The sequence below is a fragment of the Gelidimonas diazotrophica genome, from assembly GCF_055694025.1.
The window spans coordinates 730,936-753,109 of the sequence record NZ_CM146349.1; the positions used below are offsets into that span (position 1 = coordinate 730,936).

The 22,174-nt window shown below is 55.2% G+C and carries 22 protein-coding genes; 18 read left to right on the forward strand and 4 right to left on the reverse strand.

Annotation, left to right across the window (positions count from 1 at the left end):
- Positions 1–17: 17 nt before the first annotated feature.
- Positions 18–1,415: an exodeoxyribonuclease VII large subunit gene (gene xseA / locus KGFNPO_RS03420; protein WP_472633103.1), complete on the reverse strand. Its 1,398-nt coding sequence runs from the start codon at positions 1,413–1,415 to the stop codon at positions 18–20.
- 984 nt (positions 1,416–2,399) lie between these two features.
- Here xseA and KGFNPO_RS03425 point away from each other — a divergent pair.
- From KGFNPO_RS03425 to KGFNPO_RS03495, 15 genes are all read left to right on the forward strand, one after another.
- Positions 2,400–3,008 carry a MotA/TolQ/ExbB proton channel family protein gene (locus tag KGFNPO_RS03425; RefSeq protein WP_472633104.1) on the forward strand — a complete coding sequence of 203 codons (609 nt, stop codon included), beginning with the start codon at positions 2,400–2,402 and terminating at the stop codon, positions 3,006–3,008.
- A 14-nt stretch (positions 3,009–3,022) separates the two neighbouring features.
- Positions 3,023–3,460, forward strand: coding sequence for an ExbD/TolR family protein (locus KGFNPO_RS03430; RefSeq protein WP_472633106.1), 438 nt, complete (start codon positions 3,023–3,025; stop codon positions 3,458–3,460).
- 97 nt (positions 3,461–3,557) lie between these two features.
- Positions 3,558–4,685, forward strand: a complete 1,128-nt coding sequence (lpxK, locus tag KGFNPO_RS03435; protein WP_472633107.1) for a tetraacyldisaccharide 4'-kinase — start codon at positions 3,558–3,560, stop codon at positions 4,683–4,685.
- Positions 4,666–4,857, forward strand: a complete 192-nt coding sequence (locus KGFNPO_RS03440) for a Trm112 family protein (RefSeq protein WP_472633108.1) — start codon at positions 4,666–4,668, stop codon at positions 4,855–4,857. Before lpxK ends, KGFNPO_RS03440 begins: the two co-directional genes overlap by 20 nt.
- 8 nt (positions 4,858–4,865) lie before the next feature.
- On the forward strand, positions 4,866–5,615 hold the full coding sequence (gene kdsB, locus KGFNPO_RS03445; RefSeq protein ID WP_472633109.1) for a 3-deoxy-manno-octulosonate cytidylyltransferase: 750 nt from the start codon (positions 4,866–4,868) through the stop codon (positions 5,613–5,615).
- A gap of 185 nt (positions 5,616–5,800) precedes the next feature.
- Positions 5,801–6,457, forward strand: coding sequence for an adenylate kinase (gene adk, locus KGFNPO_RS03450; protein ID WP_472633110.1), 657 nt, complete (start codon positions 5,801–5,803; stop codon positions 6,455–6,457).
- Positions 6,458–6,906: 449 nt separating this feature from the next.
- A complete protein-coding gene (locus tag KGFNPO_RS03455; RefSeq protein ID WP_472633111.1) occupies positions 6,907–9,090 on the forward strand; it encodes a sodium-translocating pyrophosphatase in 2,184 nt (727 codons plus the stop codon).
- A gap of 177 nt (positions 9,091–9,267) precedes the next feature.
- On the forward strand, positions 9,268–10,026 hold the full coding sequence (locus KGFNPO_RS03460; RefSeq protein WP_472633112.1) for a 3-hydroxyacyl-CoA dehydrogenase: 759 nt from the start codon (positions 9,268–9,270) through the stop codon (positions 10,024–10,026).
- A 123-nt stretch (positions 10,027–10,149) separates the two neighbouring features.
- Positions 10,150–11,946 carry a gamma-glutamyltransferase gene (ggt, locus tag KGFNPO_RS03465; protein WP_472633113.1) on the forward strand — a complete coding sequence of 599 codons (1,797 nt, stop codon included), beginning with the start codon at positions 10,150–10,152 and terminating at the stop codon, positions 11,944–11,946.
- Positions 11,947–12,497: 551 nt separating this feature from the next.
- The gene (locus KGFNPO_RS03470; RefSeq protein WP_472634379.1) at positions 12,498–12,878 is read left to right on the forward strand and encodes a ribonuclease; all 381 of its coding nucleotides are present in this window, start codon (positions 12,498–12,500) and stop codon (positions 12,876–12,878) included.
- On the forward strand, positions 12,850–13,323 hold the full coding sequence (locus KGFNPO_RS03475) for a barstar family protein (protein ID WP_472633114.1): 474 nt from the start codon (positions 12,850–12,852) through the stop codon (positions 13,321–13,323). The genes KGFNPO_RS03470 and KGFNPO_RS03475 overlap by 29 nt, the downstream gene beginning before the upstream one ends.
- A 102-nt stretch (positions 13,324–13,425) precedes the next feature.
- The gene (purN, locus tag KGFNPO_RS03480; protein ID WP_472633115.1) at positions 13,426–14,070 is read left to right on the forward strand and encodes a phosphoribosylglycinamide formyltransferase; all 645 of its coding nucleotides are present in this window, start codon (positions 13,426–13,428) and stop codon (positions 14,068–14,070) included.
- Entirely contained in the window at positions 14,067–15,377 is a 1,311-nt protein-coding gene (locus KGFNPO_RS03485) for an RsmB/NOP family class I SAM-dependent RNA methyltransferase (RefSeq protein ID WP_472633116.1), read from the forward strand. The genes purN and KGFNPO_RS03485 overlap by 4 nt, the downstream gene beginning before the upstream one ends.
- Entirely contained in the window at positions 15,370–15,960 is a 591-nt protein-coding gene (locus KGFNPO_RS03490) for a phospholipase D family nuclease (RefSeq protein WP_472633117.1), read from the forward strand. Before KGFNPO_RS03485 ends, KGFNPO_RS03490 begins: the two co-directional genes overlap by 8 nt.
- 207 nt (positions 15,961–16,167) lie before the next feature.
- Positions 16,168–17,376 carry a DesA family fatty acid desaturase gene (locus tag KGFNPO_RS03495; protein ID WP_472633118.1) on the forward strand — a complete coding sequence of 403 codons (1,209 nt, stop codon included), beginning with the start codon at positions 16,168–16,170 and terminating at the stop codon, positions 17,374–17,376.
- 183 nt (positions 17,377–17,559) lie between these two features.
- Here the strand turns inward: KGFNPO_RS03495 and rpmG are convergent, their stop codons facing one another.
- From rpmG to radC, 3 genes are all read right to left on the reverse strand, one after another.
- Positions 17,560–17,727 (reverse strand): 50S ribosomal protein L33, encoded by a 168-nt coding sequence (rpmG, locus tag KGFNPO_RS03500; protein WP_472614788.1) that lies wholly within the window; start codon positions 17,725–17,727, stop codon positions 17,560–17,562.
- Between the two features lie 28 nt (positions 17,728–17,755).
- Positions 17,756–17,992, reverse strand: coding sequence for a 50S ribosomal protein L28 (gene rpmB / locus KGFNPO_RS03505; protein ID WP_472614789.1), 237 nt, complete (start codon positions 17,990–17,992; stop codon positions 17,756–17,758).
- A 279-nt stretch (positions 17,993–18,271) separates the two neighbouring features.
- Positions 18,272–18,946 carry a RadC family protein gene (gene radC, locus KGFNPO_RS03510; protein ID WP_472614790.1) on the reverse strand — a complete coding sequence of 225 codons (675 nt, stop codon included), beginning with the start codon at positions 18,944–18,946 and terminating at the stop codon, positions 18,272–18,274.
- A gap of 99 nt (positions 18,947–19,045) precedes the next feature.
- Here radC and KGFNPO_RS03515 point away from each other — a divergent pair, with 99 nt between their 5' ends.
- From KGFNPO_RS03515 to KGFNPO_RS03525, 3 genes are all read left to right on the forward strand, one after another.
- On the forward strand, positions 19,046–19,501 hold the full coding sequence (locus KGFNPO_RS03515; RefSeq protein WP_472633119.1) for an FKBP-type peptidyl-prolyl cis-trans isomerase: 456 nt from the start codon (positions 19,046–19,048) through the stop codon (positions 19,499–19,501).
- A complete protein-coding gene (gene ispH, locus KGFNPO_RS03520) occupies positions 19,501–20,436 on the forward strand; it encodes a 4-hydroxy-3-methylbut-2-enyl diphosphate reductase (RefSeq protein WP_472633120.1) in 936 nt (311 codons plus the stop codon). The genes KGFNPO_RS03515 and ispH overlap by 1 nt, the downstream gene beginning before the upstream one ends.
- 798 nt (positions 20,437–21,234) lie before the next feature.
- Positions 21,235–22,164, forward strand: a complete 930-nt coding sequence (locus KGFNPO_RS03525) for a branched-chain amino acid ABC transporter permease (RefSeq protein ID WP_472614793.1) — start codon at positions 21,235–21,237, stop codon at positions 22,162–22,164.
- Positions 22,165–22,174 lie beyond the last annotated feature (10 nt).

Genomic DNA, 22,174 nt, shown 5'->3' on the forward strand with positions numbered 1-22,174 from the left:
TCGCTTGCAGGCGGCGCTTATTCGGATGCATCCAATGAATTTAATGACTCCAGCGATTCCAGGGCCGGTTGCACGCTGGCGATGCCGATCCGGGCGCTGCCGCTGGCCAGGCGCAGCGTGACAGTGTCGCGCGGGTGCAATGCCTTGGTGCTGCGGATGACCTGGCCTTTGGCATTGGTGACGATCGCGTAGCCGCGTTCCAGCGTGCGTTGCGGGCTTAACAGCTCCAGTTGGGCGGTCAGCGCCGCCAGCGCTTGCCGGCGTTGCGCGGCTGCGCTCGCCAGTCGCGCATCAAGACGGCGCGCCTGTTCCTGCAGCATGCTGCGCTGGACCGCGCTATCGGGCCGCCGTGCGCCGAGCCGGGTGCTGAATTGCGCCAAGGCAAAGCGGGCTGCATTTTGCGGGGTGCGGGTGGCCAGATTCAGGCGATTGCCGAGCGCTTGCAATTGCATCCGTTCGCGGGCGATGGTGGCTTTTGGACTCTGCAGCCGGCGCGACAACCAATCCAGCGTTTGCCCTTGGTCGGACAGTTGCCGCCGCATCGCGCGCAGCAGCACGTCGGCCTGCGTCATTACGGTTGCCAGCCAGTCGGCGCGCGGCGCGACCGCCAACTCGGCAGCGGCGGTCGGGGTCGGCGCGCGCAGGTCGGCGGCGAAGTCGGCGATGGTGAAATCGGTTTCATGGCCGACGCCGGCAATCACCGGCATGTTGCAATCAACGATGGCGCGCGCCACCGCTTCGTCATTGAACGACCATAAATCTTCGATGCTGCCGCCGCCCCGGCAGACCAGCAATACATCACAGTCGCCGCGGTTGGAGGCGATCCGGATCGCGTGGGCGATCCTGGCAGCAGCGCCTTCGCCTTGCACCGGAGTCGGGTAGAGGATTATTTCGACATGCGGGGCGCGGCGTTGCAGCGTGGTCAGGATGTCGCGCAGCGCGGCGGCTTGCGGGCTGGTGACGATGCCGATGGTTCTGGCGAATACCGGCAAGCGCCGTTTGCGCGCCGGGTCGAACAAGCCCTCAAGCTCCAGTTTTTCTTTCAGCCGCAAAAACGCTTCGAACAGGTTGCCCAGGCCGGCGCGTCGGATCGCTTCCACATTCAGCTGGTAATCGCCGCGCGGCGCATACAGCGTCACCAAAGTGCGCAGTTCGACCTGGTCGCCGTCCTTGGGAATGAAGTCGGCGTATTGGGCGCGGCCGCGAAACATCACGGCGCGCACCTGGGCTGCGCTGTCTTTGAGCGTGAAGTACCAGTGGCCGGAAGCGGCGCGGGTGAAGTTGGAGATTTCACCCGCAACCCAAGTCAGTGGAAAGCTGCGTTCCAGCATCCTGGCTACGGCCTGATTGAGTGCCGAGACGCTCAGGATGGGCGCAGCAGTAAGTGGATTTTCCAGGGAATTGTTTGGGCTCATGCTGTTCAAATGATAAAAAGGCGCTGCACGCTTTATGAGCGGCAATAAAAAATCCTTACGGATCAAGCACTTCGGCATTGATCGTAGTACTTACGCACAAAGTTATCCACAGAAACTGTGCAGAACCGGCGCTGCTGGCGATTGTCCCATGCAATGCTGCCGGTATACATTGTTTATGCTGTGCCACAGGTCTGCGGTGGCGCAGTTTGCAAGAAAATCATCGGGATTGGGATCAGGAAACTTCCTGTGCATTTATTTTAATCAATGAATTAAAGCATTTAATAATCAATGACTTATGGTTTATCCATGGGTTTACCCACAAAGTTATCCACACAATATGTGCACAACATCGCTGTCGATGGCGGCTGCTGGATGGTGCTGTACAAAAGTTTTGCCACATTTTAGGTCATGCGTTTTAAAGCGATAAAAATCAAACACTTAATCCGCTTGCAGCGACTTGTGCACAAAGTTATCCACATAATCTGTGCAGAACTTCCCGAGTGTGAATGATCCCGCTTCAAATGGGCCGGCTAGTATCCTAGAAACCTCAGTTGACCGCTAATCAGCTCCGATAAATAATTGATTAAATTGAGAATTGTGACATTTATGTCGTTCTCCATTTGGGTGAGAGCGCTACAGGGCCGATTGCACACTTTTTCGACTCCCTGGCGTCGTTGCTCTTCCTAGTAACATGAAGGTTGCTTCGGTGAAGCTGGGGTTTCGTGGGGCATTGCCCCGCGCCTGCGTAACGGTTCGTCCTTGCAAGGACAAACTCCTACCCTATAGGGTTACGGGCGTCGCGCCTAGCCAGAGAGTCGGAAAAATGCACACTTGACCCTGTCCAACTGAGGTTTCTAGGATGATTCGTACTTGCCGTGACGGGTCCAACACGTTACATTGCGGCTTCGTGATATTCAAGCCATCGTCAACCGCAGTATCAATATCATTGTCAATCTCAGTATCAATATCTATAGGGAGTTTCTTTTGTTCGCCATTATTCAAGCAGCTGGGTGGCCAATCTGGCTGTTGCTCATATCTTCGGTCATTGCGCTGGCACTGATTATTGAACGCAGCCTATATTTACGGCATAGCCTGGTGCTGCCGCCGACTTTGCTCGACGAAGTGATCCACGTTTATCGCAGCGGCCAGGTGAGCGCTGAAGTGATCGACAAGCTGGAACAGAATTCGCCATTAGGCCGGGTGCTGGCCGCCGGTTTGCGCAGCGTGGACGCGCCGCGCGAGATCATGAAGGAATCGATCGAGGAAGCCGGCAGCGGTGTGGCGCATGAACTCGAGCGTTTTCTGACCACGCTGGGAACGATCGCTTCGCTGGCGCCGCTGATGGGCCTGTTCGGCACCGTGGTTGGAATGATCGAAATTTTCGGTTCGCAGACCGCCGCCGGCGCCAATCCGACGCAATTGGCGCATGGTATTTCGGTGGCGCTCTACAACACCGGTTTTGGTTTGCTGATTGCGATGCCGGCGATGGTTTTTTACCGGCATTTTCGTGCGCTGGTGAATAGTTTCGTCGTCGATATGGAACAAAAAGCCGTGAGATTCGTTGACGTCGTGCACGGTGCACGCAAGTCATAAACGGAAGGCGCGGCATGAAATTTCATAAAAATCGCAGACATGAAGACCCTGAAATCAATCTGATTCCATTCATCGATGTGCTGCTGGTGATCCTGATTTTCCTGATGGTCACGACCACGTACAGCAAGTTTTCCGAACTGCAAATTACGCTGCCGAGCGCGGACGCCGAAAAGGTGCAGCAGCGGCCGTTCGAGATCAATGTCGGCGTCAGTACCGACAACAGCCGTTATGTGATCAACAATACTACGGTGGCCTACCATGATGTGCAGGAACTGGCCGAAAGCCTGAAAGCCGCAGCGATGCTCAATGGTGTGGCGCAAAAAGACCCGGTCGTGATCATCAGCGCCGACGGCACCGCAACCCATCAAAGCGTGATCAACGTACTGGAAGCGGCGCGTCTGGCGCAATTCGCCAAGGTGACTTTCGCGACCCAGGTCAGCACCAAGAAGTGATCTTGCAGTATCCCGGAAATATTATAAATAGTGGCAGTATGCCAAAAAACATGGCATTTCCCGCATAATTATCTTGGCGTTTTAAAAATGCTACTGTATGTATGTAGCACTTAAAGAATTGCTACGATCATCGGAAAACAGCGCCTTGGCTTCAGCCGCATCCACCCTCGAATCCATTTTAAGCCGCGCCTGGCTGCGCCGCGGGTTGCTGGCGTGCGCGTTGTGGCCGCTGTCCCGACTGTTCGGCGGCTTGCTGGCGCTGCGACGGGCGCTATACCGGCGCGGCTGGCTGGCATCGGTGCGGTTGCCGGTGCCGGTCATCATCGTCGGCAATGTCTTCGTCGGCGGCACCGGCAAGACGCCGCTGACGATCTGGCTAGTCGATGCGTTGCGCGGTGCCGGCCGTGCGCCCGGCGTGATTTCACGCGGCTATGGGGCGCGGGGAAATCCAGACGCGGCACCGCGCTTGGTGTGGCCGGATGCGACGCCGCAGCAGGTCGGCGACGAACCGCTGCTGATTGCCCGCCGTGCGCAATGCCCGGTGATGGTCGGGCGCGATCGGGTGGCAGCGGCGAAAGCCTTGTTGGCAGCGCATCCGGAACTCGATTGCATCGTGTGCGACGATGGACTGCAACATTACCGGTTGGCGCGCGATGTCGAAATCGTCCTGTTCGATGGCCGCGGTGCGGGCAATGGCTGGTTGCTGCCGGCCGGCCCCTTGCGCGAACCGGCCGCGCGCCGGCGCGATTTTACGGTGGTCAATTTGACGGCGGGCGCGGATCTGCCTGACGGCATGCCGACGGACGCTTACCGGATGGTTTTGGCAGGCGCGGTGGCGCAACGCCTGTGCGACCCGACGCAACAGTTGCCGCTGCAGGAATTGACGGGGCAAAAGTTGACGGGGCAAAAGCTGAATATGTTGCCGGTAAAAATCGTGGCGGCAGCCGGCATCGGCAATCCGGCACGGTTTTTTGCCACTTTGCGCCAGGCCGGGCTGGATTTTGAGGAGTTGCCGTTGCCGGATCATTACGATTTTGCCGTCAATCCCTTTGGCGATATTGCCGCCGACATCATCCTGATTACAGAGAAGGATGCAGTAAAATGTGCGCTCGTGACTGAACTGAAAAACGACCCGCGCTTGTGGGTGGTTCCCGTGACAGCGTGCCTGGATGGCGCGCTGGCCCAACGAATTCTGGAGAAATGTCGTGGACAATCGACTACTTGATATCCTGGTATGCCCGCTGTGCAAAGGCCCGCTGGTACATGACAAAAAAGCGCAGGAACTGATCTGCCGCGCCGACAAACTGGCCTATCCGATCCGCGACGGCATTCCCATCATGTGGGCCGATCAGGCCCGTGCGTTGAATGCTCCGTTGCAGATCCAGGACAATACGTAAAGCGCCCGATGGAGTTTACCGTCATCATTCCGGCCCGCCTGGCATCGACCCGGCTGCCCAATAAACCGCTCGCTGATCTGGGCGGCAAGCCGATGGTGGTAAGAGTGGCCGAACGCGCCATGTTGTCCGGCGCCAGCCAGGTCATCGTCGCCACCGATCACGCCGATATTCTGGCCGCCTGCGCCGCTCACGGGGTGCGCGCCAGCCTGACCCGCAGCGACCATCCGAGCGGCACCGACCGGATCGCCGAAGTTGCCGCTGCCATCGGCCTGGCTGCCGATGCGGTAGTGGTCAATGTGCAAGGCGACGAACCGCTGATCGATCCAGCCTTGATTGCTGCGACCGCAGCGCAGATCAGCGCCGAGGTATCGATGGCCACCGCCGCGCATCCGATCAGTGACGCGCGCGATGCCTTCAATCCGAACGTGGTGAAAGTCGTGCTCGACAAGTTCGGCCGGGCGCTGTACTTCTCGCGCGCGACTATACCGTGGCATCGCGATGCTTTTGCAGAGTCCCAATCGGTCTTGCCGCAAGGCGCTGTTCCCCTGCGCCATATCGGCTTGTATGCGTATCGCAATGTATTCCTGCAAGCCTATCCGGCGCTGGCGGTGTCGCCGCTGGAACAGATTGAGGCGCTAGAGCAATTGCGCGCGCTGTGGCACGGTTTCCCAATTGCCGTATATGTCACCGATACGACGCCGGCCTGCGGAATCGATACCCAGGATGACCTGATTCGGGTGCGGCAATACTTCCTGTAAACGTTTGTTTTGTGTCAATTTTTTGATGTGAATTCGCACTCAAAGCAACGACTTCGTGTGGTTTTGTGGTAAGTTTCGTGAAAACTTAATGTGATAAAACATATTACTGCAATGCAGCATATCGCTCTAACCCGGCGCCTATCGGCTGCAATTGCGGACATAATTCAAACTCTTAGGAAATTAACATGCGTCTCATCCTGTTAGGAGCACCAGGTGCCGGCAAAGGTACACAGGCAACATTCATCAAGGAAAAATACAATATTCCGCAAATCTCCACTGGCGACATGCTGCGTGCAGCAGTCAAGGCAGGAACGCCGCTGGGTCTGGAAGCAAAAAAAGTGATGGATGCCGGTGGTTTGGTGTCGGACGACATCATCATCGGTCTGGTCAAGGATCGTCTGAAAAATGCCGATTGCGCCAATGGTTATTTGTTCGACGGTTTTCCGCGCACCATTCCGCAGGCCGATGCGATGAAGGATGCGGGCGTTGCCATCGATTACGTACTGGAAATCGATGTTCCGGACGAAGCTATCATCGACCGCATGAGCGGCCGCCGCGTTCATGCGGCGTCGGGTCGCACCTACCATGTCGAATATAATCCGCCGAAAGTTGCCGGCCAGGATGACGAAACCGGTGACGCGTTGATGCAGCGTGATGACGACAAGGAAGAAACCGTCAGGAAGCGCCTCGCGGTGTATCACGAACAAACCGAAGTGCTGGTCAAGTATTACGGCAACTGGGCGCAGGCCGGTTTGCCGGGCGCGCCCAAGTATCGCAAGATAGTCGGCGTCGGCCAGGTCGAGGAAATTCGCGATCGGGCTTTTGCTGCACTGGCAGAGTAAATAAAGAAGCGGACCTTGTGTCCGCTTTTTTGTTGGCGCGCACAGTCAAGCATGCAGTCACCGCTGACGCATGTTCAGCACGGCGGAAACAATACCCACAAAAAACACGAACGGCACGAAAAAAGGTCGTGGACAGCGCCGGAGTTGGTGCTTACGCTGAAGCGGCGATTCGATGCAGCTTCAGAATTAATGCGAGTATATTTAATAACCGCAATGAATATATGCGGTAAATGCCATGAAAACAGTGATACTCCATATTTTTCAAGAAATGCATTGTGTTGCGGGGCCGGTTCGTGCTTTGCGCGTCACTCGTGAACTCTGCGTCTGAGCTTAAGTAAAAGAATCATGGATTTTTGTAAAAAACAGGCAGCGAGCGCTGGAATAGGGATATCCAGCACCACTACCAGAGATGTTGTTTTAACCACTTCGTTAATAACAGGGGAGGCAATATGGCAGCAGTTTTATGGTTTGCGGTGCTGAGTGGCTTGGTTGCAGTTATTTATGGACTTAATTCACGGCGCTGGATTCTCAAGCAAGACCCCGGCAACCCCCGGATGCAGGAAATCGCAGCTGCCATTCAGCAGGGCGCTGCCGCCTATCTGGCGCGACAGTACCGCACCATCGCACTGGTCGGCGTCATCCTTTTCATTATCATTGCCGTGTTGCCAGGAGTCGGGCTGACCACCGCGGTCGGCTTCCTGATCGGCGCGCTATTGTCTGGCGCTTGCGGCTTCATCGGCATGAATGTCTCGGTGCGCGCCAACGTACGCACTGCACAAGCCGCCACCAAGGGCATGAGCCAGGCGCTCGATGTCGCATTCAAGGGCGGCGCGATCACCGGCATGCTGGTGGTCGGACTCGGCTTGCTGGGAGTAACGCTGTTTTACTGGGTACTCACGGTGTCGGCGCCGCACGGATTGGGTCATACGGTGTCGTTGCATGACGTCATCAAGCCGCTGATTGGATTGGCTTTCGGCGCTTCCCTGATCTCTATTTTTGCCCGACTCGGCGGCGGCATCTTCACCAAAGGCGCCGATGTCGGTGCCGATCTGGTTGGCAAGGTGGAAGCCGGCATTCCGGAAGACGATCCGCGCAATCCGGCCGTCATCGCCGACAACGTCGGCGACAATGTCGGCGATTGCGCCGGCATGGCGGCCGATTTGTTCGAAACCTATGTGGTGACGCTGATTGCCACCATGCTGTTGGGCAGCCTGCTGGTCAAGGGCGCGGAGTCGCAAGCGGTGCTGTATCCGCTGGCGCTGGGCGGCGCATCCATTTTTGCTTCCATCATCGGCTGCAGCATGGTCAAGGCCAAGCCAGGCAAGAAAATCATGTCTGCGCTGTATACCGGCTTGTGGTGGGCGGCCGGTTTGTCGCTGATCGGTTTCGCAATCGTGACCTGGCTGATCATGCCGCCGCAAATGCGCTTGCCGATGATGGGCTCGGCCCTGGTCGGCATCGTGCTGACCGGCCTGATGGTGTATATCACCGAGTATTACACCGGCACCGATTTCAAGCCGGTCAAGCATATCGCCCAGGCATCGACTACCGGTCACGGCACCAACATCATCGCCGGCCTGGGCGTATCGATGCGGTCGACCGCCTATCCGGTGCTGGCAGTGTGCGCCGCCATCCTGACTTCTTACTGGCTCGGCGGCCTGTACGGGATCGCGATTGCCGCCACTTCGATGCTGTCGATGGCCGGCATCATCGTGGCGCTCGACGCTTACGGACCGATCACCGATAACGCCGGCGGCATTGCCGAAATGTCCGGCATGCCGGATTCGGTGCGCGCGATCACCGACCCGCTGGATGCGGTCGGCAACACCACCAAGGCCGTCACCAAAGGTTACGCAATTGGCTCTGCCGGCCTGGCGGCGCTGGTGCTGTTCGCCGATTACACCCACGCGCTGAATGCAGTCGGAATCAGCACTTCTTTCGATTTGTCGAATCCGATGGTGATCGTCGGTCTGTTCATCGGCGGCTTGATTCCGTACCTGTTCGGTGCAATGGCGATGGAAGCAGTGGGGCGCGCAGCCGGCGCAGTGGTGGTCGAGGTGCGGCGTCAATTCCGCGACATCAAGGGCATCATGGACGGCAGCGGCAAGCCGGAGTATGACAAGGCAGTCGATATGCTGACCGCCTCCGCGATCAAGGAAATGATCATTCCATCGCTGTTGCCGGTGGTGGTGCCGGTGCTGGTCGGCTTGATACTCGGGCCAGCAGCGTTGGGCGGCTTGTTGATGGGCACCATTGTCACCGGCCTGTTTGTCGCGATTTCGATGACGACTGGCGGCGGCGCCTGGGATAACGCCAAGAAATATATCGAAGATGGAAATTTTGGCGGCAAGGGTTCGGACGCGCACAAGGCGGCGGTCACCGGCGACACGGTGGGCGATCCTTACAAGGATACCGCCGGACCGGCGGTCAATCCGCTGATCAAGATCATCAATATTGTGGCCCTGCTGATCGTGCCTTTGCTGCCTGGAACCGGGATGCAGAGCGCCGCCATGCCAGCACCGGTTGCGTTGGCGGCGCCATCGACCGGCGCCGGCGGCGTAACTCCGGCCGTGGTAGCAACCAAGGTGAGCGTGATTACAGCGCCGATTGCAACAGGAGCCAAACTGCGCTGATGCCAAATGCAAACCAAAAAAGCGGCAGTTGCCGCTTTTTTTACGTTGCAGTGCAAAAATTGGCTACAATCCGAAACGATTGATGCTTACGCTTACGTAAACGTCAGCGTAATTTTTACAAATTTTAGTCTGTAACAAAAGCGGTAATCGAAACCCATCTCATCAAGGAAGCAAACCATGCAAATCAAAGATAGCGTATTCATTATTACCGGCGGTGCCTCTGGCCTGGGCGCGGCAACTGCACGCATGATCGTTGAAGGCGGCGGTAAAGTCGTGCTGGCGGACGTGCAGGTGGAAGCCGGTGAAAAACTGGCGGCAGAGCTGGGTGGCAAATTCGTCAAATGTGATGTCGCTTCCGAAGCGGACGGGCTGGCAGTGGTCGCCGCCGCAACCGCAATCGGCACTCTGCGTGGCCTGGTCAACTGCGCCGGCGTCGCGCCTGCGGTGAAAACGGTCGGTAAAGACGGCCCGCATCCGCTGGAAATCTTCCAGCGCGTTATCAACATCAACCTGGTCGGCACCTTCAACATGTCGCGCCTGGCTGCCGACGCAATGGCGAAAACCGACGCTACCGAACAGGGCGAACGCGGCATCATCATCAATACTGCCTCGGTAGCCGCTTACGACGGCCAGATCGGCCAAGCCGCTTATGGTTCATCCAAGGCTGGCGTGGTCGGCCTAACGCTGCCGATGGCGCGCGATCTGTCGCGCAGCGGCATTCGCGTAATGACTATTGCACCGGGGATTTTCGAGACTCCGATGCTGCTCGGCTTCCCGCAGGAAGTGCAGGATGCACTGGGCGCGATGGTGCCGTTCCCACCGCGCCTGGGCAAGCCAGCCGAATATGCGCATCTGGCAAAAGCCATCATTGAAAACGTGATGCTCAACGGTGAAACTATCCGGCTGGACGGCGCGATTCGGATGCAGCCGAAATAATCGGCTGATGTGCCGGATTGTCGTTCCCGCATTATGGCAATGACGATCAGTGACGATACTGGTTAATCCGGCTACACTAAAAAAAGGCAAGCTTCGCTTGCCTTTTTTCTTTGGGAGACCGTCATGATTGCAATCAGAGCCTGCGTTATTGCCTGTGCCGCTGCCGTTTTGCTGGGTGCTTGTGCCAGCAGTCCAAGTTTCCATTACGAAGTGCCAGTTGCCGGCATGAATGCGCCGGAAGCCGCCAGCGGCTACACCGAAAAATCCGGCACAACCTCTAAAAAATTCATGGTGGCTGCGGCCAATCCGTTAGCGACCGATGCCGGCTACCAAGTGCTGAAGGCTGGCGGATCGGCGGTTGATGCGGCGATTGCGACCCAGATGGTGCTTAATCTGGTCGAGCCGCAATCTTCCGGCATTGGCGGCGGCGCGTTCCTGATGCATTTCGACGGCAGCATCGTGAAGGCTTTTGACGGCCGTGAAACCGCTCCGGCCAAGGCTACCGAAAAGTTGTTTCAGGATGCGAATGGAAAAGCGCTGCCGTTTTATGAGGGCGTAGTCGGTGGCCGTTCGGTCGGTGCGCCCGGCGTGCTGCGCATGTTGGAATTAGCGCACCGGCAATACGGCAAGTTGCCTTGGGCCGATCTGTTTTCGCCGGCAATCCGATTGGCCGAGCAAGGTTTCGCGGTCAGTCCACGCTTGCATATTCTGTTGGGCACAGAACCGCATCTGAAGAAGGATGCAGTCGCCGCCGCGTATTTTTATGATCCGCAAGGCGCGCCGTGGCCGGTCGGCCATCTACTGAAAAATCCGCTGTTGGCGCAAGTCTTCAAGGAGATTGCAGCAGGCGGCGCGGATAGTTTTTACAAGGGGCGCATCGCCCAGGATATCGCCGCCAAAGTCGGCCGCCATCCGGTCAATCCCGGCCTGTTGAGCGCGGCTGATATTGCCGGCTACCAGGCCAAGGTGCGCGAGCCGGTATGCAGCGACTACAAGGCCTGGACCGTATGCGGGATGCCGCCGCCATCCTCCGGCGGCATCGCCATCGCGCAAATGCTCGGCATGCTGGAAGCGCGGGATATTCGCCCGTTTGCACCGAAAGACGGCGTCCTGAATGCCGATGCGGTGCATCTGTTTTCGGAGGTGGGACGGCTGGCCTATGCGGACCGTGGCCTGTATGTAGCCGATACCGATTTCGTGCAGTTGCCGGGAAACAGCTTCAAGCCTTTGCTGGATAAGCAGTATCTGGCACAACGCGCAGCACTGATTGGCGACAAGTCGATGGGCCCGGCCAAACCCGGCACGCCGCCTGCGATGACTCTGGCCTGGGGCCAGGATACGTCGCCGGAGCTGCCTGGCACTTCGCATATCTCGATAGTCGATGGTTACGGCAACGCGGTTTCGATGACGACCACGATTGAAGATGCGTTCGGCTCGCGTCAGATGGTGGACGGCTTTTTGCTGAACAATCAGCTGACGGATTTCTCCTTCGATTCCGCCGATGCCAATGGCCCGATCGCCAATCGCGTGCAGGGCGGCAAGCGTCCGCGCAGCTCGATGGCGCCGACTCTGGTATTTGAAAAAGGCAGCAAAAAACTGGTGCTCACCACCGGCTCGCCGGGCGGCTCCGCCATCATCAACTACGTCGGCAAAGTGCTGGTCGGCACCATGGACTGGGGCTTGAACGTGCAGCAGGCGATCAGCCTGCCGAACTTCGGCAGCCGCAACGGCCCGACCGAACTGGAGCAGGGCAGGGTCTCGGACGCGCTGGTGGATGCGTTGAAAGCGAAGGGTCATAACGTGCGCGTGATGGAACAGACTTCCGGCCTGCAAGGCATCATGCGCATCAACATCCACGGCGAAGAGATGTGGTTCGGTGGCGCCGATCCGCGCCGGGAGGGCCTCGTCAAAGGCGATTAACGTTGGCGGATCGGCGGCTTGCGTGTTGGCGGACGGGCCCGATCCGAACGCTCTTGGGCAGCATCGGCGCGAACCAGATCCGAGGCGCTGCGTTCCCCTCTATTATTTCAGTCCAGCTATAGCCGTGAACTGATTGATCTGGGGGCGCGGGATATTTTTTCGCAGTGTGAACGTGCTGGATCTTTTTTGCGCCTGCATTGCCGGTTGCAGCCCGGGCCCGCCAAGACCCTCATAAATTATTAAAATATGCGGAGTATATGCATATAATGCCAATTTACCGCATATATTTATTACGATATTAAAATATACATATAGTAGTATATATTTATGTCCGGGACTGTCTGCTACGTCGCAACTATCACCTGGAATGCTATCGCGTTGACATGCGCTCAGGCCGGATGTTTTTTATCTGCCGGCTTGAATAATTGCTGCTTTGCCGCATATTCAGGCTACTGCCTTGTGATTCGGGTTGATTCGTTTTCTACAACACGTTACCCTATGAGGATTCGGGTTTGTGGCGCTCGCCAATGGACGCATTAAATCGACGGAAAATGATTTTGAACTTCAAATCACTGCGCAATACCCTTTTTTTCCTTGCTGCGATCCTGTTTTCTGCGGGCGTGTCGGCAACCGATGCCGCGGCGCTGGCTGCGGTGCATGTATCCGCTTTGCCCGTACAGGCGCAACAAGTGCTGGTGCAAATCAGGCAGGGCGGCCCTTTTGCTTACGCCAAAGACGGTGTGACTTTTGGCAATTATGAACAAATTCTGCCCAGGCAAAAGCGTGGGTATTACCATGAATACACCGTCAAAACGCCGGGTGCGCGTAATCGTGGCGCACGCCGCATTGTGGCCGGCGGCATCCCGCCGGCATCCGGCGAATACTATTACACCGAAGATCACTATGCCAGTTTCCGACGCATCACAGAATGACGGACATGAAAACCAGCACCCCATTTTTGTACCGGCCGAGGGTTCAATGAGTTTGCTAAAAACCGTGCTGCCAAATGCGGTGCAATCCATCCGCGCCTTTCGGGTCGCCGATCTGCAGCTGGAGGCCGCCAATCTTGGGCAACATTTTCTGTACGCCTATTGCGGCGACGCTACCACCAAGCAGCAGGTGCTTACCACCATTGCGGAAGCATTTTATTTTCCGAAGCACTTTGGCAAGAATTTTGATGCACTGTCGGATTGCCTGACCGACCTGGTGCACCAGGCGGGGCGTCAGCCAGGCTTTGTAGTCGTGCTGGAACAGATTCCGAATACGCCGAAATTCGACAAGGAAGCGCGCGAAAACTTGCTCGATGTGTTTCGCGATGCGGCCGATTTCTGGGCTGAAAAGAAAGTCGCATTCAGGGTGTTTTACTCCTTCGAATAAGGCAGAAAAAAGCTAATCTGGAGCATGCCGACCGCGTTGTCGGCTTTTTTGTTCGGCTTTTTGTTTTTCTATCTGAATCCAACAAAAGGTACAATGCGCGCCATGAAAAACATCGTTATCCTGATTTCCGGGCGCGGCAGCAATATGGAAGCCATCGTTCGCGCGGTAGAGTCCGAACGCTGGCCGGCCAGAATCGCCGCCATCATCAGCAACCGCACTGACGCCCCCGGCCTGCAATTCGCCGCCGCGCGCGCGATCCCGACGGCGGTAGTAGCCAACCAGGATTACCCGTCCCGCGCAGAGTTCGATGTAGCGCTGCAATCGTCCATAGACGGTTTTGCGCCTGACCTGGTGGTGCTGGCCGGATTCATGCGGATACTGACGGCGCCGTTTGTGGCGCATTACGCCGGCCGGATTTTGAATATCCATCCATCCCTGCTGCCGAATTTTCCCGGTCTTGCCACCCATCGGCAGGCGCTTGCAGCGGGCGTCACCGAGCATGGCGCGACGGTACATTTCGTCACCGCCGAACTCGATCACGGCCCGGTCGTGCTGCAGGCAAAAATTCCTGTTTTGCCGGGCGACACCGAACAGTCGCTGGCAGCGCGCGTGCTGGTGCAGGAACACATCATTTATCCGCGTGCGGTAGGCATGTTTATTGAGGGCAGCCTGGCGTTACAGCAAGAACAGTTACGCACCAATGCCGGCGAAAGTCGGTCAGATCATATAAAGAAGGATTTCGCATGAGATTGCCACCAGCGGTCATACACCAAACTGAAGAAGTATTACGCGAAATATTGCGTTTTACCGGCCCCGCCGACGGCACGCTGTCACGCTATTTTCGCGACCATCCGCGTTTGGGTTCGCGCGAGCGCGGCGTCATCGCCGAAGGCATTTACGGCCTGTTGCGCAACAAATCGGTATATTCCAGCTTTGCAGAATCGGGTGGCGGGGGTGGCGGCGCGACCATGCGCAAGCTGACCTTGCTCGGTTTGGCAGATGCCGCGGGCGTGGATGCGCTCGGCGGTCTGACCGAGGAAGAGGGCGAATGGCTGGCGCGTGTGATGCAAATCGACCGCACCCTGCTGCAGCCTTCATTGCGTTCGAATCTGCCGCAATGGCTGTTTGAGAAGCTGGTTGCACGCGATGGCGAAGAGCAAACATTGAAGCTGGCTGACGCCTTGAACCAGCCGGCGCCGCTGGATTTGCGTGTCAACTCGATCAAGGCGGTACGCGCCGACGTCATGGACAAACTGGCCGAAGCACCGATTTTGTGCGAGCCGACACCCTATTCGCCTTTGGGCCTGCGCGTGATCAAAAAGCCGGCATTGCAAAACATGCCCTTGTTCAAGGAGGGCGCGATTGAAGTCCAGGACGAGGGCAGCCAGTTGCTGTCCCAGGTGGTGGGTGCCAAGCGCGGGGAAATGGTGGTCGATTTCTGCGCCGGCGCAGGCGGCAAAACCTTGTCGCTGGGTGCGGCGATGCGTAACACCGGTCGTCTGTACGCTTTCGATGTTTCCGAAAAACGTCTGGCCAAACTCAAGCCGCGCCTGGCCCGCAGCGGTTTGTCGAACGTGCATCCGGTATTGATCGCGCATGAACGCGATGCCAAGATCAAACGCCTGGCCGGCAAGATCGATCGCGTATTGGTCGATGCACCATGCAGCGGACTGGGCACCTTGCGCCGCAATCCGGACGTCAAATGGCGTCAGACGCCGGACTCGATTGTGGAGCTGAATGCCAAGCAGAGCGCGATTCTGGATAGCGCAGCAAGGCTGGTCAAGGCGGGCGGGCGTCTGGTGTATGCAACCTGCAGCTTGCTGAACGAGGAAAACGAAGATATCGTCAGCCAGTTTTTATCCAACCATCCGGATTTCACGCTGCTGCCGATGAAAGAAGTATTGGCAGAGCAGAAAATTGCACTCGACATGCAGGATTATTTGAAACTGGCGCCACATTTGCATCACACCGACGGCTTCTTTGCTGCCGCGATGGTACGCAAGGTGCTGCCATTGGTGGCGGCGCCTGAAATTGAGCCGGCTCCGGTTGACTGAATTTTTTGATGTGCGGCGGATTTTCAGGGCTTGCATTGTCCTGATTGGCGTCAGCGCGCTGCTGGGCACACCGGCGGTGCGCGCATTCGATGCATCTTCATCAGACCCAATAGTTGCGCAGGGAACCTTGCAAGCGGCTTTTTCGCCTTGGGATGATATTGAGGCGCTGATTATTAGCGCGATTGACGGCGCGAAAAAACAGGTATTGGTGCAAGCCTATCTGCTGACCAGTAAAAAAATTGCACAGGCATTGATTGCTGCGCAGCAGCGCGGGGTTGGCGTGATGGTGTTGGTCGATGCCGCGCAGTCCGCCAAAGTTCCATCTTCCAAAGCACAAGATTTATCGCTGGCCGGCATTCCTGTTTGGCTCGAAACCCGGTATCAGAATGCGCACAACAAGGTCATCGTCATAGATGCCGGTTTGGCAAGTGCTACGGTGATTACCGGAAGCTATAACTTCACCTGGTCGGCGCAGCACAAAAATGCCGAAAATATCCTGATCGCCCGCAAAAATCCGGTGCTGGCAGCACGCTACGCGCTGAACTGGGAGCGGCACCGACAGGCTGCAACGCCTTACAAATAATGGTATTTTCTGTGCGATTTCGGTTTATAGCCAAGTCTTGTTACACGGCACAGCAAAAATTGCATTTCAAGGTGTTGCGGCCGCACGTCCTGTGGCGGCCTCAATCGGATCTAGTCAAATGGCGTACAATGCCAAAATTTCGGAAGCACGAATTCTGTTCAATATATCGGGAATAATCGCGTAGATGCGATTAACTCTGGAGAAGTAATGATTTTAAATAGCATTTTTGAGGCGTCGCTGGATTTTCTTTCCAATGGCGTTACCAGGGCAAGCGGATGGCAAGTATTCATTTTTACCATGATCGCAACGCACATCACGATTGTTTGCGTGACGATTTTTCTGCACCGCTGCCAAGCGCACCGTGCCCTCGAACTGCATGCAATTCCAAGCCATTTTTTCCGTTTCTGGCTGTGGCTGACCACCGGCCAGGTGACCAAGGAATGGGCTGCGATTCATCGCAAGCATCACGCCAAATGCGAAACCGAAGAAGACCCGCATAGCCCGGTTACGCGTGGCATCAAGAAAGTGCTGTTCGAAGGTGCCGAGTTGTACCGCGCCGAATCGAAAAATCGGGAAACCATCGAAAAATACGGTCACGGAACGCCCGATGACTGGCTAGAGCGCCATGTTTACACCAAATACAGCATGCAGGGCGTGGTGCTGATGCTGTTTATCGATGTGTTGCTGTTCGGGGTGATTGGCATCACCGTCTGGGCGGTACAAATGATGTGGATTCCGATTACTGCCGCCGGCATTATCAATGGGATTGGGCATTATTGGGGTTATCGAAATTACGATTGCGCCGATGCATCCACCAACATCGTGCCTTGGGGTATTCTGATCGGCGGCGAAGAACTGCATAACAATCACCACACTTTTGGCACCTCTGCAAAACTTTCGTCGAAATGGTATGAATTCGATATCGGCTGGATGTATATCCGCATGATGGAAATCGTCGGCTTGGCAAATGTCAAGAAAATCGCGCCGGAACCAAAATTCGATCAGCAGAAGCAAATTGCAGATCTCGATACGCTGCAGTCGGTGATCGCCAACCGCTATGACGTGATGGCCAAATACGCCAAATCTCTAAAGCGTGCGTGGCATGACGAACTGGTGCAGCTAAAAGAAAAAAACCAGTTGAAGTCGGGTTTCCTCCGTTCATCAAAAAAACTCTTGCAACGTGAGCCGGGTAAGCTGGAAGCTACCCATCAGCAGCAACTTTCGGAACTGTTCGCGCACAGCAAGGCGCTCAAGACCATGCACGAAATGCGCGTCGAACTGGGTGCAATCTGGGAGCGCTCACACGCCACTCGCGATCAGTTGCTGCAGCAGTTGCAGGATTGGTGCGCCCGGGCCGAAGCTTCCGGCATCAAGGCCTTGCAGGATTTTTCATTGCGTTTGCGAACCTACGCTTAAAATAAGCCGATATCTGCCGGCCTGAGTGTCGGCAAGATTATCGGCAAAAAACCAGCTTTTGATATGAAACGGCCCGGATCATCCGGGCCGTTTTTTTATAACGATCGCGGCTGGGTAATGCCGCAGAAAATAAAAAGCCCCGCAAGACGTAATCTTGCGGGGCTTTTTATGGTCAAAAATCGATTACCTGATTTTCGTTTCCTTGTATGCAACATGCTTGCGCGCCTTGGGATCAAACTTCATGATCTCCATTTTTTCAGGCGTGGTGCGCTTGTTTTTGGTAGTGGTGTAGAAGTGACCTGTACCTGCGGTCGATTCCAGCTTGATTTTGTCGCGGCCAGATTTTGCCATGATGGTTTCCTTTATCCCGTTGCGCTAATTAAACTTTTTCGCCGCGGGCACGCATGTCGACCAGTACGACATCAATGCCGAGTTTGTCGATGATACGCAGACCGGCATTCGACAAACGCAGGGAAACCCAGCGATTTTCCGATTCGACGAAAATGCGGCGATTTTGCAGATTAGGCAAAAAACGACGCTTGGTTTTGTTGTTTGCATGGGAAACATTGTTGCCGACCATCGGCTTTTTCCCGGTAACTTGGCAGACACGTGCCATGCTTTACTCCTCAATGGTTTCCGAATTCGGAAAAAATGAGAGTATAGACAAAAAACCGTGTTTTATCAATGACTTGTGAAAATTAATTGTGTCATTAAATATTATAATATTTAACAAATTGGAGCGGTGGCGCTTGCATGTGCATATTTAAGCAAAATTAATATTTTTTTAAAATATATATACTGAAGTATGTATACTTTAAAGCCGCATATATGTATGCGGAAAATGGTGCGTTATTGCATATACTCCACTGTTTTTGAAACGAGCGAGATGGAATGGCTACAGTTGGCCATGTTCTGCGAATGAGTGAATTTGTCGCCCCGCGACGATGAAGTGATCCAGCACCTGCACATCAACCAGTTCCAGCGTCTGCTTGAGCGTGCGCGTGAGCAAGTGATCGGCTGCGCTGGGGTCGGGCGAGCCGGATGGATGGTTATGGGCCAGGATGATGGCAGCAGCATTGTGCGCCAGCGCAACTTTGACTACCTCGCGCGGATAGACGCTGGCATGTGTGAGTGTGCCGCGGAACAGTTCTTCTGACGCAATCAGACGATTTTTGACGTCCAGGAAAAGTACGGCGAACGACTCGTATTGCTTGTTGCCCAACAGCAGTTGCAGATAGTGGCGTACCGCTTGCGGCGAACTCAGTGTGACGCCGGCTTCCAGTTCTTCGGCCAGAGCACGCCTGGCCAGTTCCAGAACCGCTTGCAACTGTGCAAATTTAGCGGGGCCAAGGCCGTTGATGGCTGAGAATTCCTTGATCCGGGCAGAAAACAAGCCGTTCAATGAGCCAAAATGGCCAATCATTTCGCGCCCCAGATCTACTGCACTTTTGCCCGTGACGCCGGTGCGCAAAAAAACGGCCAGCAATTCGGCATCCGAGAGTTTTTGCGGCCCGTGTTTGATCAACCGCTCACGCGGGCGCTGATCTTCGGGCCAATCCGTAATCGCCATGCCGGGCTTCCTTCATTAGTCGGGTTTGCCTGCGCAGCCGCTGACAGTCATAAAGCTGGCTTACAATACCAGCTTATCCTCAATCACCATGAGTTTTACATGTCCAGCACACCTACTCCAGTCGTCACCGACACAGCTTATCTGACGTTGAATTATCGTTTGGCATCCATGGATGGCAAAGATATTGTCACTACTTTCCAGGACAAACCTGCGACTCTGCAACTGGGTAATGGGCAACTTGCGCCTTTCCTCGAATCCTGCCTGATCGGTTTGCAGGAGGGTGCGCATCAAACCTTTGAATTGTCGCCGGAGCAAGCATTCGGCCCCCGCAACCCGGACTTGGTTCAGCGCGTGTCGAAATCGACCCTGCAGGAAAATTCCCCTGCGGATGCGCAATATGCGATTGGCGACCTGGTGGATTTTGCTGCGCCGGGCGGTGGCCGCTTTGCCGGCGTTTTGCGATCGATGGATGATACCGGCGCGGTGTTCGACTTCAATCACCCGTTAGCGGGTCAAGCACTAAAATTCGAAGTCAGAATCATTGGAATCATGTGATGGAAGAGAAAGAAATTTTACTTGCGCAACCACGCGGTTTTTGTGCCGGTGTCGATCGCGCAATTGAAATCGTGGAGCGGGCATTGCTTCAGTTTGGTGCGCCAGTCTATGTGCGCCATGAAATCGTGCATAACGCTTACGTAGTGGAAGATTTGCGCAGTAAAGGGGCGATCTTCATCGAGGAACTCGATGATGTACCGGCCGGTAATATTGTGATTTTTTCCGCGCATGGTGTTTCCAGAGCCGTGCGTGACGCCGCAACTGCACGCGGCTTGACGGTATTTGATGCAACCTGTCCGTTGGTGACCAAGGTGCATATGGAAGTGGCGAAAATGCGACGGGAAGGGCGTGAAATCGTCATGATCGGCCATCAGGGCCATCCTGAAGTGGAAGGCACAATGGGGCAAGCGGAACAGGGGATGCATCTGGTGGAGACCGTTGCCGATGTCGAGGCCCTGACTGTGCTGCGGCCCGAGATGCTGGCCTATGTCTCGCAAACCACGCTTTCCGTTGATGATACCGCCGATATTATTGCCGCATTGCGAAGCCGCTTTCCGCTTATCGTCGAACCGAAAAAAGGTGATATTTGCTACGCCACCACCAATCGCCAGGAGGCAGTCAAATTCATGGCGCCACAGGTAGATGTGGTCATTGTCGTAGGTAGCCCAAACAGTTCCAACTCGAATCGCCTGCGTGAAGTCGCCGAGAAAAAGGGAACCGTAGCGCATATGGTTGACAATGCTGCCCAAATCGATCCCAACTGGCTAGCTGGCAAGAGACGAATTGGTGTAACTGCGGGCGCATCTGCTCCTGAAGTATTGGTGCAAGCTGTAATCGACCGCCTGACAATGCTAGGCGCCAAGAACGTCAGGCACCTTGAAGGGGTTAAGGAGCACGTTACCTTCCCCATGCCAAAAGGTCTGGGCCACTCGTGATAGGCGAGCGCTGTTCGCGTATTTGGAAGCAGCGCGTTTGTGCAACCTTTTTGCTCAAAAAACGTGGTTTCTGATTCGATGCGGCGCACGAGATTGGTGCATATCGATGCATAGGTGTGCGCCACATATTTGGCAGATACGCGCTAGGAAAGCGTAACCATGGTGTTTGTCCACATTGGAATAGTGGATAAATGCAGTTCCCGCGCAGTAACTTTTCCTGTAAATACAAAAAATACAGGTGCATTTTTTGTATGCAAGTTATTACCATGGCAAAAATTGTTATCTGTGTCTCTATACGCATTGATTGCGTGGTGCTGAACTATGTTCAGGATAAACTGGAATTTTCCATATATTGTTTATCGAATTCCTCATTATCATATCTACCGCACGAAAGCTGCGGTTTTTAGCCGTACGCAATAAAAATTGTTTAATGTATAAGTATTGAAGTAGCATGAATCTGTGCAAAATCTGCACTGAAGTGGCCAAGTTATTATTTGGATTCTGTACAATCCCGGCCTAATTTGGATGTGCCCCAATAGAGGGCGCACACATATTAAAAAATCGTTTAAATAAAACGCAAGATAAGGAGACAATATGTATATCGGACACGCCCTCAATGCTCCCATAGTAGTGAAAAGTTTGATCGCATAAGCGGTAAAAAGCCTCACGGCACCCAAGAGTTTTACGACGGGTGCCGTTTTCATTACTAGGAACGGTTTTTGCTGCAGTCGCACATGATGCGATCGTAGGTGAGCCGCAGAATAACTAAATTACGGTCCTCTAAGGGAGCTTGAACTTATGGATATTTTTATCCAACAAATCATTAACGGCCTGGTCCTTGGCAGTATGTATGCGTTGATTGCTCTTGGCTACACAATGGTATACGGCGTTCTTAGTCTTATTAATTTCGCCCACGGTGAGGTATTAATGATCGGCGCAATGGTCGGACTGACCGTTCTCAAGATTATCCAAACCTCGGCACCCGACATGCCGGGTATCTTCAAGCTGGCGATCGCAATTGCAGCTGCAATACCGGTATGTGTGATCGTCAATGTATTTATTGAGCGTGTGGCCTACCGACGGCTGCGCAATGCGCCACGTTTGGCCCCGCTGATTACTGCTATCGGCATCGGCATTCTGCTACAGACTTTTGCCATGATGATTTGGGGACGCAGTCCATTGCCTTTCCCGCAGGTCATGTCGAGTGAGCCGATTCATATCGGCGGCGCACTGATTTCCCAGACCCAGGTCATGTTGTTGGTACTGGCGACCATTTCGATGGTGGGCTTGGTAATCCTTATTGAAAAAACCAAGATGGGTCGCGCCATGCGCGCCACCTCCGAGAATCCGCGCGTGGCTGGCTTGATGGGAGTCGATGCGAATAAAGTGATCGTGGCGACATTTGCCATCGGTGCCGCTCTGGCGGCGGTAGCCGGTGTAATGTGGGGCGCCAATTATTCTTCGGCACAGTTTGCAATGGGATTTTTGCCAGGTTTGAAGGCATTTTCTGCTGCGGTGCTGGGTGGCATCGGCAATATATATGGTGCGATGTTGGGCGGCATTCTGCTGGGGGTGATTGAAAGCCTGGGCGCTGGCTATATTGGCGATCTGACCGGCGGCTTTCTGGGTAGTCACTATCAGGATATTTTTGCTTTTGTCGTGCTAATTATAGTATTGACACTGCGCCCGTCCGGAATCATGGGTGAGCGTGTGGCTGATCGCGCTTAAAGGAAAACTT